Consider the following 14,864-nt stretch of genomic DNA (forward strand, 5'->3'; position numbering starts at 1 on the left):
TGCACTGATGAACGAGAAGGGGCGTGAGGAATGGCTGAAGTTGACCGGCGATTCAGAGACCACAGAGGCATCACCGTCCACGTCATCAGATGGGAGCCCGAGACTCGACGCGTTATATACCTCCGCGAAGGGTACGATCATGAGTGCTTCAGCCCTCTTGAGCAATTCCAGCGTAAATTTACAGAGTTAAAGGACGACCATGAGCACTAAATTAACAGGTTACGTTTGGGACGCTTGCGCCGCTTCTGGCATGAAGCTGTCCAGCGTTGCCATCATGGCGCGTCTGGCAGACTTCAGCAGTGATGAAGGGGTTAGCTGGCCTTCCATTGCTACCATCGCGCGCCAGATTGGTGCTGGTGAGAGCACGGTACGCACAGCTATTTCTCAGCTGGAAAAAGACGGTTGGCTGACTCGCCAGCAGCGTCGTAAAGGCAACCGCAATGCATCGAATGTTTACCAGCTCAATGTTTCGAAATTACAGGCAGCTGCCTTTTCTCACCTGTCAGAATCTGACGCGTCAAAATCTGATGCATCAAAATCCGACCCGTCAAAATTTGATGCGTCGAAAAACAGTAATAATGGCAGTTTTCACCCGTCAGAATCTGGTGGGGATCCGTCAGTAAAATCAACTACTGATCCATCAGATAAAAAACCTAATTGTCAGGTTGCGTCGCAACCCGACACTGCATGTGTCAATCAGGTTGATTTGATAACTGGTCAGGCAGTCTTAATCCTCAACCATCTCAATGACGTTACTGGTAAGACATTCCGCAAGGGGAAAAGCTCCCTGGATAATATTCGCGCCAGACTTCGAGAGAACTTCACACACGATGAGTTGCTGTTGGTTATTGATTACAAGCACGAGCAGTGGAAAGAGACGAAATACTACGAACACATGCAGCCAACAACTTTGTTCAGGCCGACGAAGTTCGAAGGATATTTGCAGAACGCGTTGCGCTGGAATAGCAAAGGCCGACCTAAGCGTGAGGACTGGGACGCTGTCCGCAAACAAGATCCATTGAAATTCGGTCAGCCAGACAAAGTCATCCCGGCAGGTTTCAGAGGAGCGAACTCATGAGCCTTCTGAAAGATATTCAAATTTTCATCGCTGAAAACCCTGGGTTAACTAACAAACAGATTGCAGCTTCAATGCCTCAATACCGCCTTCATGCTGTTCAGCGCGGTGTATGCCATCTGGTCAAATTGAATCGCGCAACACGGCAGCATAACGGTAAGTGCTACCAGTATTTTGCCAAAGCGCCGGCTGGTGACGTTAGCGAGGGGCGTTCTGCACTGAAAATTAACCGGGCAGATACACCAGTTGTATCGGAACAGGAAGAAGCGCCGAATCCAGCTGTAACCAGGATGATGGATAAGGCTCAAGGCCTGTTTGAAAAAGGGCTCTACCAGCGTGCGGCCACAGTTCTGATGGATGCCTTCAATCGCTCTAAGAACGAAGAGCAGCGGTTGAAGATACTGATTGAGCGTCAGCGTTGCCTGAGCATGGCGCCGAAAGTTAAAGCACCCTCTGATGCATGGTGTCTTGCTGGCCGAGCGAGGAATGTCTGATGAAATACTCACTGATTTACGCTGACCCAGCTTGGCTCTATGACAACAAAGCCAGTAACGGTGCAGCAGAAGATCACTACGACACGATGAAACTGATCGACATGAAGCGCTTGCCGGTTTGGGACCTGGCTGCCGATGATGCAGTTCTGGCTATGTGGTTCACCGGTACGCACACCCGAGAGGCTATCGAGCTGGCTGAAGCGTGGGGCTTTAAGGTCCGCACGATGAAGGGCTTTACCTGGGTGCAGTTCAACCCACTGGCAGAGCAGCACATCAACAAAGCACTTCAGGCTGGCCGAGTGGAGGATTTTTACGACTTCCTTGACCTGCTGAACGCACAGACACGCATGAACGGCGGGAACTACACCCGAGCCAATACTGAAGACCTGCTGATCGCCACCAGGGGGAATGGACTTGAACGCAAGTGCGCCAGCATCAAGCAGGTTATCTACAGCCCACTTGGTGAGCACAGCCAAAAGCCAGCAGAGGCCCGTTTCCGCCTGGAAAAACTTTACGGTGACGTTCCGCGCATCGAACTCTTTAGCCGCTGCGGTGCGCCTGGATGGGACCACTGGGGGAATCAGTCAGTATCACCAGCTGTTGAGCTTATCCCGGCCGTAGCCGTTCCAATGGGCAAACCTCAGGAGCGTGCTGCATGAAAAAACTATCCACAGAGCAGGAAAATGCGGTTCGTGACGTTGCCCGTCAATGCAACGATGCCATCAAAAAAGCCCTAAAGCAGAAGCCAAAGCCAAGCTGGAATGTCGTAGTGCCTCCGATCCTGAAGGAGTACCACGAGAAGGTTAAACCGATGGGCGTAAGCCTGGTGATGTTCAACAGCGTAATCGGACGCCTGAACGGGCGTTATGGAGTCGAGTCATGATCGAATTAACGCCGCGTCAGAATGAAGTGTTCGAAGCTATCAAGGTTCATATCGAAAAGGCTGGCTTCCCACCTACGATGCTGGAGCTTGCCGGATTAATTGGCTGCGCATCACCGAACGCTGCTGTTGCGCACGTGAAGTCACTTAAGAAAAAGGGTTACATCACTGTTGCTCCTGGCGCAGCCAGGGGCATTACCGTCGTCAAAACGGAATGGGATGCAGATCCAGTGACGATCATCAAAGACCTGCTATCCGGTGGAGATAAGGCCAGAGATAACGCTGTTGATTGGCTGAAAAAACAGGGAGTGAGTTTATGAAACTGGTGCTCCCGTTCCCACCGAGCGTAAACACATACTGGCGAGCCCCAAACAAGGGGCCGTTAAAAGGCCGCCATCTTATCAGCGAGAAGGGCAGGGCATACCAGAGCGCGGCATGTGCAGCGATCATTGAGCAACTGCGTTGCTTACCAAAACCATCATCATCACCAGCTGCGGTGGAGATCCTTCTCTTTCCGCCAGATGCCCGCCGCCGCGACATCGACAACTACAACAAGGCGTTGTTTGACGCGCTCACGCATGCAGGCATTTGGGAGGATGACAGCCAGGTGCAGAAAATGCTGGTGGAGTGGGGACCTAAAGTGCATGGCGGAAGGGTAGAAATATCGATAACCAGGCATCAACCAACAATGGGGGGAATTGGGTGAGAGCCATACTGACGCCTGAAATTGCGCCGATGTCCGGGGTGGTTCTGTTCCGCCCTGGTACCGAACTGCTCTGGCTATTCCGTCAGGGAAGGGTAGTTATTGAGCCACCATCCGAAGCCATCCAGCATCTGCCATCTGGATTAATCCCTGAAGCCCACCAGCCCCTGACTGACGATGCCAACATGCAGGCTATTTTCGTTAACGAGAGGGTCATTCAGCGAGCTGGTGGATTGAGTAGCCTTGATGCCTGGCTGGAGAGAAAGTTTGAATGCCAGTGGCCTCACACTGACTGGCATGCCAGTGACTTTACGGTAATGCGCCACGCTCCGGGGAGCATTCGTCTTTGCTGGTCGTGTGATAACCATTTACGTGAGCAAACCACTGAAAGACTGGCAGGAATTGCCATGCAGAACCTGGTAAAATGGCTGCTGGAAAGGGTAAATATTGATTTAGGTTTCAGCCCTGACCACACTCTTTCGCTTCCTGAGTTCTGCTGGTGGATGGTACGTAATGATCTGGCTGACCTTGTTCCTGAATCGGTGGCGAGTAAAGCACTCAGAATCAAGCCAGAACAGCACAGTTCAGTGATGAGGGAAAGCGACATTGTCCCGTCATTACCGGCTACGCAAATCTTTCAGGAGAAGGCAAAAAAGATAGTGGCGGTGAAGGTCGATCCTGAAACGCCGGAATCTTTCATGCTGAGGCCAAAGCGCCGACGCTGGGAAAATGAGAAGTACACCCGCTGGGTGAAGTCGCAGCAGTGCTGTTGCTGTAATAACCCAGCAGACGACCCCCACCACCTGATAGGCCACGGGCAGGGTGGAATGGGTACCAAAGCGCATGACCTGTTTGTGATACCGCTGTGCAGAGCGCATCACGACGACTTACACGCTGATCCCGTGGCATTTGAAGCGAAATACGGTGACCAGTTAACGCTGCTGTTTCGGTTTTTAGATCGTGCGCTGGCAATCGGCGTACTGGCGTAAGTGGAGACGCAAATGATCAATCCTTCAGAAGTAGGCAAATCCGGCGAGTTGGTTCGCCTTCGCACTCTCGAAAGTATCTGGGTACAGGGAAAGCTCCGCATGTGGGGCCGCTGGTCTTATATCGGTGGTGGCTCGGGCGGAAACATGTTTAACCAGCTTCTGGCATCCGGGAAAATAACCAAATCCGCCATCAACGATGCGCTGCGCCGCATGAAGAAATCCGGCATCACCAAACCCGAGCTGGAAGCGTACCTGCGAGAAATTGTCGACAGTAAAAACAAAACTGGCCTGGCGTTCTGCTCGGACGAAGAGGGGCTTAAGATTGACGGCGTTATTGCGGCAGTGCTGATGAACGAAGAATACCGTGGGCTGTATAGTGTGATTGTTGATCGTCATCGTCTTCGTAAGAGCAAACTTCAGATGGCTAACGAGCTTAATGCAAAACACCCCGACTGGACCCTTATCACATGCCGCCGTCGCATTGATACATGGGTTAGTCTTGCAGAATCGATCCTTTACGCACCACTTTGTGATGCGTTCGGCACAAATGGCGACAGATTTAAGTTGCAGAGTGAGCAAGAAAGTGCTTAAATTGTGTTAGGCTCGGGACAGTAAAGCGTACTGAGCATCAAAAAATTAGAAACCCGCCCTTGAGCGGGTTTTTTGATTGAATTTTTCGTATAGATTTAACTTCTTCATGTTGTGTGAATCAGGTTTTGAGGTTCCTCATAAAAGTTGTGAGATATCTCAAAAGGACCTCATTTGTGAGGTTTTAGTGCCTTTTATGCTTGTCAAATCTGCATCTAACTCGCTATAGTCTGTTTAAATCTTTACCAAAAAGTTTCCTTTTAAAGCCTCACATTGAGGCTTTTCGTGTATTAGAAGACTGGTAGCTACTACATCTTGTATCTCTAAACGCTGATAGGGGCTAGATGTAGACATAACGAGGGATACATCATGGGCGCGACTGAATTTTACAAAACAATGGGCATAACACCCGAAGAGTTACACAAGGGCGAATCTGTAGAGCATTATGCTATGCGTGTATTTGCTCAACAAAACGATCAATCTGTGAGGACTGGAGTCCTGTATTCATATAGTACGGTGAGCGCTTTGGAGCAGACTAATCCGCAATCTCACCAACTGTATACTTACTGATAGCTTGATAACATGCCAAATTGGATAGACGTGTTGGGTGAGATGGGTACTATCGCTCAGCGTACACCAGCGGATGAGGTTCGCCATAAGTACTTACGTGAGTTATCACAGCATACAGGCCGAAATGTAATATCTTATTACTCAGGCTTCCTTCAGAAAGGTGGGCCTGGGTATCAACACCTGATTCAAATGTCGGATGATGATAAGAATGGCCTTATGTCAGCTATCAATGGGCTGGATACAAAGCTAGGGCTGGATATCTTGCTCCACACCCCTGGTGGAGATATTGCAGCCCTTGAATCGATTGGTCATTATCTTCGTTCAAAATTTGGAACGAATATTAGGGCTATTGTACCTATGATTTCGATGAGCTGCGGAACGATGTTGGCCTGTTGTGCAGAGCAAATCGTATTGGGTAAGCAATCGAATTTAGGACCTATTGATCCTCAGTTTAATGGTCTGTCATCACATGCAATTATTGAAGAATATGAAAGGGCTAAAGCAGAGATACTTGCTAACCCGGCAGCGCTTCAATGGTGGCAGTTTACCTTGCAAAAAGTTCACCCCACGCTAATTGGCGAGTGTGAAAAAGCCATCGTTTGGGCAAACGAAATCGTTCAGAAATGGCTCTGCACTGGGATGTTTGCTGGTCAGGATGATGCTGAAGAAAAAGCTAAACGAATTTGTGATGAGTTGAATAACCATCACACCACTTATGCGCATGCGAGACATATTCATCTTGATAAAGCCAAGAGTATCGGTTTGAATATCGTTGAGCTTGAGGGTGATCAGACATTGCAGGATTTGGTTCTCACTATTCATCACTGCTATATGCATTCTTTTGGCACTAGCCCAGCAGCAAAAATCATCGAAAACCATAATGGTAGTACGATGATGTGGAACATCTGTTAACCACGCTTCCAAAATTCTTCAAGGCCACCTTCGGGTGGCCTTTTTTATATCCCCTCGTTCTGAGAGGACTCACGGCAATAAGAGGGGGCTAAATGTCCGATCCTGTTTCTGGTACTACGGCAGCGGCTTGTGGTTGGTAGAAGCTAACGCTCTGGTTGTACAAGTGAAGCAATGATACCTGTCACTTGATACCTTGGCCTAATATCCTTATGTTGTAGGTTTGCCAGCACAGCATAAGGACACAAGCATGACGGATGCCTATGAGAGAAGGCGAACTCAGACCTTCACAGTTCAAGAAATAGATGACTTCGATACGGATTTTGCACACCATTTGGAGCAAAGTGAACTCGCAGAAAGGTTAGGAACAGAGCTGAAGGTGATACATGTTGATTGGGACGAATCCCGACACATCAAAGATCTGCCTCCTGGTGTAGAGCCCGAATTTTATGATACTTATGTCGTATATGCGGATAAGTTGAATCCCTTCGCTGTCATCTTCACTCAGGATGATGACTACTCAGATTATTACAGGCTACGCCGCCCCGAATCACTTGAAGATTTGAATGAGGACATATCTTACTGGGCTAATAATTAGGCCCGAGAAGTAAAAAAGTGTTCTGTTAGATAATTATAATTCACCCAAGGCTGCCTGAAGGCGGCCTTTTTTGTTTCAACCCGCGCCACGCTCGGCGCAATTCAACCACAGAGCCTTTCAGGGGTGAGCCATAGGGAACGGTCAGTGTGACTGTCTCTGTGGGCTGATCATTCCTGATGGCCTTTGACAGAGTGAATTTTTTCATCGGTACTGTAGTTAATCTGGCATTCGATAATGCTCTCGATACATAAAACACTGGGTGGGGATACACCTACATCGCAGAGAAAACTGCATGACCCATGACCAGCTGCTCATTGCTGGTCTTTTTTTTCCGCCATTAGCTCAACTGGAAAGAGCACGGAGCTTCTACCTCTGTGGTTCGGGGTTCGAATCCTCGATGGCGGACCAGTGTCCAATTCGTTAAGCGAGGAAGTTTCTCAACTCTGATTTATGCGCTATTTTTTTATTGTGGTGAATCCCCCTATGCGGAGGGGCGTTCCAGCAGTTACCTGAAAAGGAAACCTCTCAGACGCGGGAATGTTTGCTGGAGTAATTCTCACCGGGAGGCACCCGGCACCACGATAACAATAATATCGAATTGATAATTCCTTGAGAGCCTGCTTTAAACAGCAGGTTTTTTTTGCTCGTTTCCCGAAGTTACGGCTACGCTAAAGAAGAAGGGGATATATCCGCTGGCAGATGGTTCTCCTGAACAATCAGTGAATCGGCCTCGATACCCGGACGTCACTACCTGTCTTTCGGATGATCTCCTTTCTACCTTCTTGTGATAATCATCACTTTAGCCTGCTCTCGCGAGCGGGCTTTTTTTATTCCCCTCAAATTTCCTGAGAGGGATCACAGCAATAAGAGGGGGCTTAATGTCCGATCCATTAACCGGCACCGGCGCTGTTCTCGGCGGCGGCCTGCTGGGTTCAGTCCTGTACGGCGTCTTTACTCATACAGATTTTGGTGTGGTGTTCGGGGCGTTTGGTGGTGCGGTGTTCTACGTCGCGACAGCCACAAACCTGTCCCGCGCCCGACTGGCAGCATATTTCCTGACGTCGTTTATCGTTGGGGTGCTCGGGGCAGGACTTATTGGCTCACTGCTAAATGCAGCTTCGCACTATGAAAAACCGCTGGATGCACTGGGCGCAGTGATTCTGTCTGCCCTGTGTATAAAAATCCTCACTTATCTTAACAACCAGGATTTGAACAACGTGTTCAAGTTTTTCTCGCGGCTACGCGGGGGAGGGGGAAATGGCAATTGACCCGTCAGCAGTCTTTAATGCGTTTATTTGTGCGGCCATCGTCATCGTGCTGATGTTTTACCAGCGACATGGCGCCCGGCATCGGCCCATCATTTCTATTTTGGCGTATATAACCGTGCTGGTTTACGCCGCGATCCCCTTGCAGTTCATCTTCGGCCTTTATCGTGATTCCAGCTGGCTGGTGGTGGTAGCAAACATTCTTATCTTCGCCGCCGTCCTGAAGGTTCGTGGAAATATGGCGCGGCTGGTTGATCGTCTGAGGCACTAATGAACCAAACACAATTTCAGAAGGCGGCTGGTATCAGCGCCGGGTTAGCAGCGCGTTGGTTTCCGCATATCGACGCCGCTATGAAGGAATACGGCATCACCGCACCGCTTGATCAGGCCATGTTTATTGCCCAGATGGGGCATGAAAGCACCAGATTTACCCGTGTGGTGGAAAATCTTAATTATGCTGCTGAAAACTTAGTGCCGACGTTCGGCAGCCACCGCATCACTCCACAGCAGTCCGCCGCCCTTGGCAGAACGGCAGCTCACCCGGCTAACCAGAAAGCGATCGCTAATCTGGTATACGGTGGTGAGTGGGGAAAAGAACACCTTGGCAATCAGGTTGCCGGTGATGGCTGGAAATATCGCGGTCGTGGGCTGAAACAGGTTACCGGCCTGAGCAACTACCGCAGTTGTGGCCATGCTCTAAAACTTGACCTTGTCACCCATCCAGAACTGCTTGAAAAAGATGAATATGCTGCGCGTTCTGCTGCATGGTTCTATGCGACCCGCGGCTGCCTGCTTCATTCCGGCGACGTGGAGCGCGTGACACTGTTAATCAATGGCGGCCGTAACGGGCTGGATAAACGCCGCGCGCTGTTTAACCTGGCGAAATCAGTTCTGGTGTGAGGTGAATGTGGGTATCGAGACAATAATCGGGCTGTTCGCGTTGGTGATTTCAGCGATAGCTGGAGCTTTTGGCCTGGGCCATATTCGCGGCACCAGCAAAGCGGAAGCAAAAGCTGACCAGCAGCGCAACGAAGATAACGCAGCGGCAATGGTCGCAGCAGCCGAACGCAGGGTAGAAACAACGAAAGAGGCCAGCAATGTACAGCAGACTGTTAACCATATGCATGGCGACGATGTTGATCGCGAGCTGCGGGACTACTGGACCCGTAAGGGTTGATTTAGTCGATACTGCGTGCGATTGGGTTAAACCGATTTACGGTACAGCGCACGATTGGGATGTTCTGGATAAGCAGACAAAGCGCGACATCCTGGCGCACAACAAAGCGTGGCAGGCGAACTGCCAAGGAAAAAACACCCTTCCGAACTGAAATCCAACAGTTCGGAAGGGTGGCTAAAGTAGCCATCATTACAAGGAGACTTTGAATGTAGTTCATTGCTCAACAAACAGAGTCAAATATTAAAATTAATATTCAGCTTTGTGAGATTTGGATTTTAACTTATAGAACGGTCTCAATTATTGCCTTAGACCTGATGCTGACTGAAAACCACTACAAAGCCTGGCTGCTGGTGGGCTTGATAGGGTCTTTCTCCATATATCTTAGATATTTCCTTGGTGGGCTCAGATAATTCTTATTACAGTTCCGGCATCTTTTAATTTTGTGTAAGTAAAACCCACCGCTCCGTAAAATGATACGCAAAGGAATATCAAAGCAAAGAGCATTACGTAGAAACTGACGTCACCCTTAACAGAAAACTGATAAATTGCAAAAAAGCATAGTAAGACGAATGCTGACAGGGAGGATAGTGCAATAAAAGAATAAAGAAAAATCATGAGCAGGTCGTCCTGACGTTAACTTATGTCAAACCATTGTATCTACAGCCTGGCTGATTACCAACCTACTTCAATGCAACGCGCTTCTTAATGGTTACATACGCATCGTTCATCGTGAGCAGCGTGAAACGTGGAAGCGTCCCGGTGGTGGTTAAAACCGCCTGTGACTGGGTAAAACCAATCTACCTGACTGATCACGACATCGACGTTCTGGATCGGCAGACGAAGAAAAACATCTTGACGTATAATAAAGCGTGGCAGGCGAACTACCATACAACATAGAACCTCATCCATGAGGCTCTGACACAGTATCTTCTCTGGATTTTAACCGTAATAAAGTCTCACAACGCCGCACTCGATCGGCATTCATGTGTTACAGTTTGACCGTGGTGAATCCCCCTCAGCGGCGGGGCTAATTAACCTGACGACTCTTCTTCATGAGGGCATCGTGAATTTCTGAAGCAAGCGGGTCATGGTTGGTTAACCTAAAGGCTCACCGGGAGGCACCCGGCACCACAACCTGTCAGAACCAAAGCTTACCAGCTGGTGGGCTTGAGTTGAGTTCGAGCATTAAAAAAAGCCCCTGTTACGGGGCAATTATGAGTTGAATCTTTTGTTATGTTTTTGTGCTTCTTGCTCTAAGGCTGTTGGACCTTAACATCTTGCTCAAAAAATGCAAACAAAATGCATATTTAAATGTAACGACAAAAATCTTCCTCACATTGAGTCGTTACCATTACAGACGGATAAGTCAATCGTCCCTCACATAAAGGGAGGGCTTCAGAACGAAATTTAATCACAGCCTTGCCGTTGCCGGTCAAGTGTATTGAGCGCCTTCATGTAAGCGCCATAAGCTCCCTTAAAGGATTGCCCAGCTTGCTTAATTGCCGACTCTTGTAATTCTTGATTATCACCAGCGCTGTCTGCCAGATAAAAGGCCTTAAGAACGTTAGCCGCAACCATACCCAGCTCAGGAGGTGCGTAAGTCATTACTTCTGTTGCGCTTTGAACTACAGGCAACATATCCTTTCTCAGGTCGCTTCTCGTCATCGGGTTGGTTAATGCAGGTGAAAATCCAAACGAAGTTACTGAAACCATAAACTGGTTATATTTTTCTCTCAGGAGCGACTCTTGTTTATCTACCCGAATAACGCACGCTGTTTTAGAGGCATTGTGAGTTTGTAAATAGTTTCCGTACAATCCTAAAAGCGCAGTAATGCTTACACCAAGTAAGGTACAGATTACGGGAAAAATGACATTGAACTGGTTTACTCGTGGACTACGGCTCATGATCAACGCTCCTCAGTTAACAATTCAATTTTCTTTAATTAGTAAGTCCATATTTGCTGGCCATGATTTTTACGCCCAGCGCCAGAACGTGGTTGGTAATCATTTTCAGAGTCTCTTTACTTCCGGATTTAACCGCTTTTATTAATTCGTTTCCGGCTGGCGATGTGAGGCTGTCCGGCATGAGTTTCAGGCATTCAAGGCCCTTAGGGGTCAGAATGACGTCCATAAAATATTCACCATGAAAACCACCAGAAGAAAGAAAGCCTGCATTGATGAGCCATGTGATTGTCGCTTTAACAAACTCTGCCTCTGCCGTTAGCTCAGCTCCTGTAAATCCATCAGGATCAAGTGCGGAGTCACCTTCAATGTAGTTTGCTAAACCCAAGGTTTTTGTAAGAGGAAACGTATTGTACAAATCAGCAAATACCTGACCTGCAATCTCGTCAAACCTGTCAATGTTGGACATGATTATGAATAACTCCCTGTACGAAAGAGAAGAAGAGAAAGCAGCTCTGATAAAAGAACTGCAAGTTGCTATTACATCACAACTTACCGGAGAAATGGACTGGGTGAGAACAAGAGCTTTTTGGGCTGCACGATTACCAATGATACCTGCGGAGGTATTGGCTGAATCGCTAACCGCCGCGATCAGCACAGGGGCGGCAATTCTGGCATCAAAGAACAGGTGAAAATGAATCTCATCTGTGAAAGGTACTCCTGGCGGTTTGGAGCACCGAGGGGGCGAGGACACGCGGGAAACGGCTAGTTTTTTGCATTTTATGGGTTTCATCATCATCTGTTTAACCTCTTGATATTTCAGTCCTGATCATTAGCAGGATGTCGAAATGACTATTTTTTGTTCACCATCATGGATAACGAACTCAAAAATTTCCGGCTGAATATCACGCAGCTGGCAGCCATTACCGATCTGCACCGCCAGACGGTCGCGAGCAAGCTTGCAAATGTTCAGCCGGCACCGGGCAGCAATCCAAAACTTAAGCTTTATGCCATCACCGATATCCTCAGGGAGTTGCTGACGAGTACCACACCGTCGGAGCTGGTGGACGTCGACAAAATGCTTCCCCCCGATCGTAAAGCCTGGTTTCAGTCGGAGCGTGAAAGGCTCAAGTTTCAGCAGGAAACAGGGGAGCTGATCCCGGCGTCAGAAGTCACCAGAGAATTTTCCTCCATGGCAAAAGCAATGGTTCAGGTGCTGGAGACGTTACCCGACATCCTTGAACGAGACTGCGCCATGACCCCTTCCGCAGTTGTCAGGGTGCAGCAGGTTATTGACGATCTGCGTGACCAGATAGCCCTCAAAGTTGAGCAGGCCGACTCACCAGAACAGGAGGAAATGCCAGAAGAGGAGTAAATCATGCGACAGGCCACGGCAGCGGAAGTCAGGCGTAACGCTTCCGCCATTCTCAAAGCCCCGCGCCGTATGCCTGTGGCTGAGGCGGTTCAAAAATTTATGCGCGTACCTATGGGGGCCGGTAACTCGGTACCGTGGGATCCTGCTGTCGCTCCCTATGTGATAGAGCCGATGAACTGCCTCGCGATGCGTGAATACGATGCAGTGGTGTTTGTTGGACCGGCACGTACGGGGAAAACGATCGGCCTGGTGGATGGCTGGGTTGTATACAACATTGTCTGTGACCCGTCCGATATGCTCGTCGTTCAGATGACCGAAGAGAAAGCGCGTGAGCACTCTAAAAAACGTCTGGCGAGAACGTTTCGTGTCAGTCCTGAAGTGGCGAAACGCCTGAGCCCGTTGCGAAACGACAACAACGTGCATGATCGTACTTTTCTGGCGGGCAACTATCTCAAGATTGGCTGGCCTTCCATCAACATCATGTCCTCGTCAGATTTCAAATGTGTAGCGCTCACCGATTATGACCGCTTCCCTGAGGACATCGATGGCGAGGGTGACGGTTTTACCCTGGCTTCCAAGCGTACCACCACCTTTATGTCCGCCGGGATGACTCTGGTGGAGTGTTCGCCAGGCCGGGACATTCGCGACAGCAAATGGCGCCGAAAATCTCCCCATGAAGCACCACCAACTACAGGCGCGCTTTCGTTGTACAACCGTGGAGATCGCCGTCGCTGGTACTGGCCGTGCCCGCATTGTGGTGAATATTTTCAGCCTGCGATGGAGGCGATGACCGGATACCGTGATGAACCTGATCCGGTAAAAGCCAGTGAGTCGGCTCATCTGCTTTGTCCGCATTGCAGCACCATTATCACCGCAGATAAAAAGCGCGAGCTTAACGGGGTGGGTGTCTGGTTGCGTGAAGGTCAGAGTATTGACCGGGACGGCAAGATTTCCGGTGAGCCGCGACGCTCGCGCATAGCGTCGTTCTGGATGGAGGGGCCCGCAGCCGCGTACCAGACCTGGGCGCAGCTGGTGTACAAACTGCTTACGGCTGAGCAGGAGTATGAGGCTACCGGCAGCGAAGAAACCCTCAAGGCTGTTATCAACACCGACTGGGGGCTGCCATACCTGCCGCGCTCGGCCAGCGAACAGCGACGCGCCGATGTGCTGATGCAGCGTGCGGAGGATTACGGTAAACGCCTGGTTCCGCCGAAGGTGCGTTTCCTGCTGGCAGCCGTCGACGTTCAGGGCGGGAAAAAGCGCCGTTTCGTCGTGCAGATAATTGGTTATGGCGAAAACGGTGAACGCTGGCTGGTGGATCGCTACAACATCCGCCAGTCCCTGCGCTGCAATGAACATGGCGAGGCGGAGCCAGTCCACCCCGGCGCGTATCCGGAGGACTGGCAGCTGCTAGTCTCCGATGTGCTGGAAAAAACTTACGTACTTCAGTCCGATCCGACGCGGCGTATGCCGGTGCTGGCTATGGCCGTCGACAGCGGCGGTGAGGAAGGGGTGACAGATAATGCCTATAAATTCTGGCGCCAGTGTCGCCGGGATGGTCTGGGTAAACGTGTCTATCTGATCAAGGGCGACAGCACAAAACGCCAGAAAATTATTACCAAAACTCACCCGAATAATACCGAACGCAGTGACCGTCGCGCTGATGCGCGTGGCGAGGTGCCGGTGTATCTGCTGCAAACCGACCTGCTCAAGGATCAGCTCAGCAATAACCTTGATCGTGAGACTCCCGGAGCAGGCTATATCCATTTTCCCGACTGGCTGGGGGAGTGGTTCTACGAGGAACTGACCTACGAAGAGCGCGGCGTGGATGGCAAATGGCGTAAGCCAGGCAAGGGCGCCAACGAAGCCTTTGACCTGTTCTGCTATGCTCACGCCGTCGCGGTTCTGCGCGGCTACGAAAAAATTCGCGACTGGGAAAAACCTCCTGCATGGGCTGAGCCGCAGGATCTCAACCCAAATATTCATGAAGGGGAGCGCCCCAGGGAGATAACCGTGAAAAAAAACAAAACCGTTCAGCCACAAGTCAAGGCTGAACCTGAGAAAGAAAACACGCTTTCCGGCAGCTGGCTGGGTTCTTCCGGTAGGGGAGGAGGCTGGCTGTGAAGAAAGACGACATCTGGAGAACGCTGGTGATGGTGCGCCAGGCCTACCAGGACTCGCTGGACGGCAAGAGTATTTCTTTCACCGGCGTTAACGGTCGCGCCATCACTAACCACGATCCGAAAGCGCTCCGCGATGAGCTTGAATACTGGGAGCGTCGCTGGCGCGCGGTCTACAGCCGTGGTGGTTCGTACAAACTAGCTAACTTTCTGTAAGGC

The 14,864-nt window shown here is 50.0% G+C and carries 21 protein-coding genes and 1 tRNA gene; 20 read left to right on the plus strand and 2 right to left on the minus strand.

Annotation, left to right across the window (positions count from 1 at the left end):
* Window positions 1-30: 30 nt before the first annotated feature.
* The 17 genes from SK53_RS22435 (at window position 31) to SK53_RS02770 (ending at window position 10,145) form a co-directional block, all read left to right on the plus strand.
* Window positions 31-210 carry a DUF4222 domain-containing protein gene (locus SK53_RS22435; RefSeq protein WP_063945205.1) on the plus strand — a complete coding sequence of 60 codons (180 nt, stop codon included), beginning with the start codon at window positions 31-33 and terminating at the stop codon, window positions 208-210.
* On the plus strand, window positions 200-1,078 hold the full coding sequence (locus SK53_RS02685; RefSeq protein ID WP_048208454.1) for a conserved phage C-terminal domain-containing protein: 879 nt from the start codon (window positions 200-202) through the stop codon (window positions 1,076-1,078). Before SK53_RS22435 ends, SK53_RS02685 begins: the two co-directional genes overlap by 11 nt.
* Window positions 1,075-1,569: a hypothetical protein gene (locus tag SK53_RS02690; RefSeq protein WP_006809182.1), complete on the plus strand. Its 495-nt coding sequence runs from the start codon at window positions 1,075-1,077 to the stop codon at window positions 1,567-1,569. Before SK53_RS02685 ends, SK53_RS02690 begins: the two co-directional genes overlap by 4 nt.
* Window positions 1,569-2,228: an MT-A70 family methyltransferase gene (locus SK53_RS02695; RefSeq protein WP_048208456.1), complete on the plus strand. Its 660-nt coding sequence runs from the start codon at window positions 1,569-1,571 to the stop codon at window positions 2,226-2,228. The genes SK53_RS02690 and SK53_RS02695 overlap by 1 nt, the downstream gene beginning before the upstream one ends.
* Window positions 2,225-2,452, plus strand: a complete 228-nt coding sequence (locus tag SK53_RS02700; RefSeq protein ID WP_032659073.1) for a hypothetical protein — start codon at window positions 2,225-2,227, stop codon at window positions 2,450-2,452. The genes SK53_RS02695 and SK53_RS02700 overlap by 4 nt, the downstream gene beginning before the upstream one ends.
* Complete coding sequence (locus SK53_RS02705) at window positions 2,449-2,769, plus strand: LexA family protein (RefSeq protein ID WP_045617017.1); 321 nt, start codon at window positions 2,449-2,451, stop codon at window positions 2,767-2,769. Before SK53_RS02700 ends, SK53_RS02705 begins: the two co-directional genes overlap by 4 nt.
* The gene (locus SK53_RS02710) at window positions 2,766-3,155 is read left to right on the plus strand and encodes a RusA family crossover junction endodeoxyribonuclease (RefSeq protein ID WP_045325138.1); all 390 of its coding nucleotides are present in this window, start codon (window positions 2,766-2,768) and stop codon (window positions 3,153-3,155) included. Before SK53_RS02705 ends, SK53_RS02710 begins: the two co-directional genes overlap by 4 nt.
* Complete coding sequence (locus SK53_RS02715; RefSeq protein WP_048208458.1) at window positions 3,152-4,141, plus strand: DUF968 domain-containing protein; 990 nt, start codon at window positions 3,152-3,154, stop codon at window positions 4,139-4,141. The genes SK53_RS02710 and SK53_RS02715 overlap by 4 nt, the downstream gene beginning before the upstream one ends.
* A 12-nt stretch (window positions 4,142-4,153) precedes the next feature.
* Window positions 4,154-4,732, plus strand: a complete 579-nt coding sequence (locus SK53_RS02720; protein ID WP_048208460.1) for a DUF1133 family protein — start codon at window positions 4,154-4,156, stop codon at window positions 4,730-4,732.
* Window positions 4,733-5,341: 609 nt separating this feature from the next.
* A complete protein-coding gene (locus SK53_RS02730) occupies window positions 5,342-6,211 on the plus strand; it encodes an SDH family Clp fold serine proteinase (protein WP_241237777.1) in 870 nt (289 codons plus the stop codon).
* A gap of 247 nt (window positions 6,212-6,458) precedes the next feature.
* Window positions 6,459-6,806, plus strand: a complete 348-nt coding sequence (locus SK53_RS02735; RefSeq protein WP_048208463.1) for a hypothetical protein — start codon at window positions 6,459-6,461, stop codon at window positions 6,804-6,806.
* Between the two features lie 331 nt (window positions 6,807-7,137).
* Window positions 7,138-7,214: transfer RNA gene (locus SK53_RS02740), tRNA-Arg, on the plus strand.
* Window positions 7,215-7,684: 470 nt separating this feature from the next.
* Window positions 7,685-8,074, plus strand: a complete 390-nt coding sequence (locus tag SK53_RS02745) for a phage holin family protein (protein ID WP_017384387.1) — start codon at window positions 7,685-7,687, stop codon at window positions 8,072-8,074.
* Window positions 8,064-8,342, plus strand: a complete 279-nt coding sequence (locus SK53_RS02750) for a phage holin family protein (RefSeq protein ID WP_032634686.1) — start codon at window positions 8,064-8,066, stop codon at window positions 8,340-8,342. Before SK53_RS02745 ends, SK53_RS02750 begins: the two co-directional genes overlap by 11 nt.
* Window positions 8,342-8,971 (plus strand): glycoside hydrolase family 19 protein, encoded by a 630-nt coding sequence (locus SK53_RS02755; protein ID WP_048208465.1) that lies wholly within the window; start codon window positions 8,342-8,344, stop codon window positions 8,969-8,971. The genes SK53_RS02750 and SK53_RS02755 overlap by 1 nt, the downstream gene beginning before the upstream one ends.
* A 7-nt stretch (window positions 8,972-8,978) precedes the next feature.
* The gene (locus tag SK53_RS02760; protein WP_032661738.1) at window positions 8,979-9,248 is read left to right on the plus strand and encodes a hypothetical protein; all 270 of its coding nucleotides are present in this window, start codon (window positions 8,979-8,981) and stop codon (window positions 9,246-9,248) included.
* A 705-nt stretch (window positions 9,249-9,953) separates the two neighbouring features.
* Complete coding sequence (locus tag SK53_RS02770) at window positions 9,954-10,145, plus strand: hypothetical protein (protein WP_080339797.1); 192 nt, start codon at window positions 9,954-9,956, stop codon at window positions 10,143-10,145.
* A gap of 510 nt (window positions 10,146-10,655) precedes the next feature.
* Here the strand turns inward: SK53_RS02770 and SK53_RS02775 are convergent.
* Both SK53_RS02775 and SK53_RS23475 read right to left on the minus strand, forming a co-directional pair.
* Entirely contained in the window at window positions 10,656-11,153 is a 498-nt protein-coding gene (locus tag SK53_RS02775; RefSeq protein ID WP_044703832.1) for a hypothetical protein, read from the minus strand.
* A gap of 34 nt (window positions 11,154-11,187) precedes the next feature.
* A complete protein-coding gene (locus tag SK53_RS23475) occupies window positions 11,188-11,949 on the minus strand; it encodes a hypothetical protein (protein ID WP_052699622.1) in 762 nt (253 codons plus the stop codon).
* A gap of 72 nt (window positions 11,950-12,021) precedes the next feature.
* On the opposite strand from SK53_RS23475, the gene SK53_RS02790 reads away from it, so the two are divergent.
* From SK53_RS02790 to SK53_RS02800, 3 genes are read left to right on the plus strand one after another with little or no spacing between them, the layout of a single operon-like run.
* Entirely contained in the window at window positions 12,022-12,525 is a 504-nt protein-coding gene (locus tag SK53_RS02790; protein ID WP_023299857.1) for a DUF1441 family protein, read from the plus strand.
* Window positions 12,526-12,528: 3 nt separating this feature from the next.
* Window positions 12,529-14,649 (plus strand): phage terminase large subunit family protein, encoded by a 2,121-nt coding sequence (locus tag SK53_RS02795; RefSeq protein WP_048208468.1) that lies wholly within the window; start codon window positions 12,529-12,531, stop codon window positions 14,647-14,649.
* The gene (locus tag SK53_RS02800; protein ID WP_048208470.1) at window positions 14,646-14,861 is read left to right on the plus strand and encodes a hypothetical protein; all 216 of its coding nucleotides are present in this window, start codon (window positions 14,646-14,648) and stop codon (window positions 14,859-14,861) included. The genes SK53_RS02795 and SK53_RS02800 overlap by 4 nt, the downstream gene beginning before the upstream one ends.
* The last annotated feature ends 3 nt before the right edge of the window (window positions 14,862-14,864 follow it).

This window comes from Enterobacter sp. MGH119 (assembly GCF_001037675.1).
In the GTDB taxonomy this organism is placed as follows: domain Bacteria; phylum Pseudomonadota; class Gammaproteobacteria; order Enterobacterales; family Enterobacteriaceae; genus Enterobacter; species Enterobacter hormaechei_C.

What these genes read in the sequence shown, in the direction of transcription:
- SK53_RS22435 (WP_063945205.1), top strand. Translation starts at nt 31, where the DNA reads ATGGCTGAAGTTGACCGGCGATTCAGAGACCACAGAGGCATCACCGTC.
- SK53_RS02685 (WP_048208454.1), top strand. Translation starts at nt 200, where the DNA reads ATGAGCACTAAATTAACAGGTTACGTTTGGGACGCTTGCGCCGCTTCT.
- SK53_RS02690 (WP_006809182.1), top strand. Translation starts at nt 1,075, where the DNA reads ATGAGCCTTCTGAAAGATATTCAAATTTTCATCGCTGAAAACCCTGGG.
- SK53_RS02695 (WP_048208456.1), top strand. Translation starts at nt 1,569, where the DNA reads ATGAAATACTCACTGATTTACGCTGACCCAGCTTGGCTCTATGACAAC.
- SK53_RS02700 (WP_032659073.1), top strand. Translation starts at nt 2,225, where the DNA reads ATGAAAAAACTATCCACAGAGCAGGAAAATGCGGTTCGTGACGTTGCC.
- SK53_RS02705 (WP_045617017.1), top strand. Translation starts at nt 2,449, where the DNA reads ATGATCGAATTAACGCCGCGTCAGAATGAAGTGTTCGAAGCTATCAAG.
- SK53_RS02710 (WP_045325138.1), top strand. Translation starts at nt 2,766, where the DNA reads ATGAAACTGGTGCTCCCGTTCCCACCGAGCGTAAACACATACTGGCGA.
- SK53_RS02720 (WP_048208460.1), top strand. Translation starts at nt 4,154, where the DNA reads ATGATCAATCCTTCAGAAGTAGGCAAATCCGGCGAGTTGGTTCGCCTT.
- SK53_RS02730 (WP_241237777.1), top strand. Translation starts at nt 5,342, where the DNA reads ATGGGTACTATCGCTCAGCGTACACCAGCGGATGAGGTTCGCCATAAG.
- SK53_RS02735 (WP_048208463.1), top strand. Translation starts at nt 6,459, where the DNA reads ATGACGGATGCCTATGAGAGAAGGCGAACTCAGACCTTCACAGTTCAA.
- SK53_RS02745 (WP_017384387.1), top strand. Translation starts at nt 7,685, where the DNA reads ATGTCCGATCCATTAACCGGCACCGGCGCTGTTCTCGGCGGCGGCCTG.
- SK53_RS02750 (WP_032634686.1), top strand. Translation starts at nt 8,064, where the DNA reads ATGGCAATTGACCCGTCAGCAGTCTTTAATGCGTTTATTTGTGCGGCC.
- SK53_RS02755 (WP_048208465.1), top strand. Translation starts at nt 8,342, where the DNA reads ATGAACCAAACACAATTTCAGAAGGCGGCTGGTATCAGCGCCGGGTTA.
- SK53_RS02770 (WP_080339797.1), top strand. Translation starts at nt 9,954, where the DNA reads ATGGTTACATACGCATCGTTCATCGTGAGCAGCGTGAAACGTGGAAGC.
- SK53_RS02775 (WP_044703832.1), bottom strand. Translation starts at nt 11,153, where the DNA reads ATGAGCCGTAGTCCACGAGTAAACCAGTTCAATGTCATTTTTCCCGTA.
- SK53_RS23475 (WP_052699622.1), bottom strand. Translation starts at nt 11,949, where the DNA reads ATGATGATGAAACCCATAAAATGCAAAAAACTAGCCGTTTCCCGCGTG.
- SK53_RS02790 (WP_023299857.1), top strand. Translation starts at nt 12,022, where the DNA reads ATGGATAACGAACTCAAAAATTTCCGGCTGAATATCACGCAGCTGGCA.
- SK53_RS02795 (WP_048208468.1), top strand. Translation starts at nt 12,529, where the DNA reads ATGCGACAGGCCACGGCAGCGGAAGTCAGGCGTAACGCTTCCGCCATT.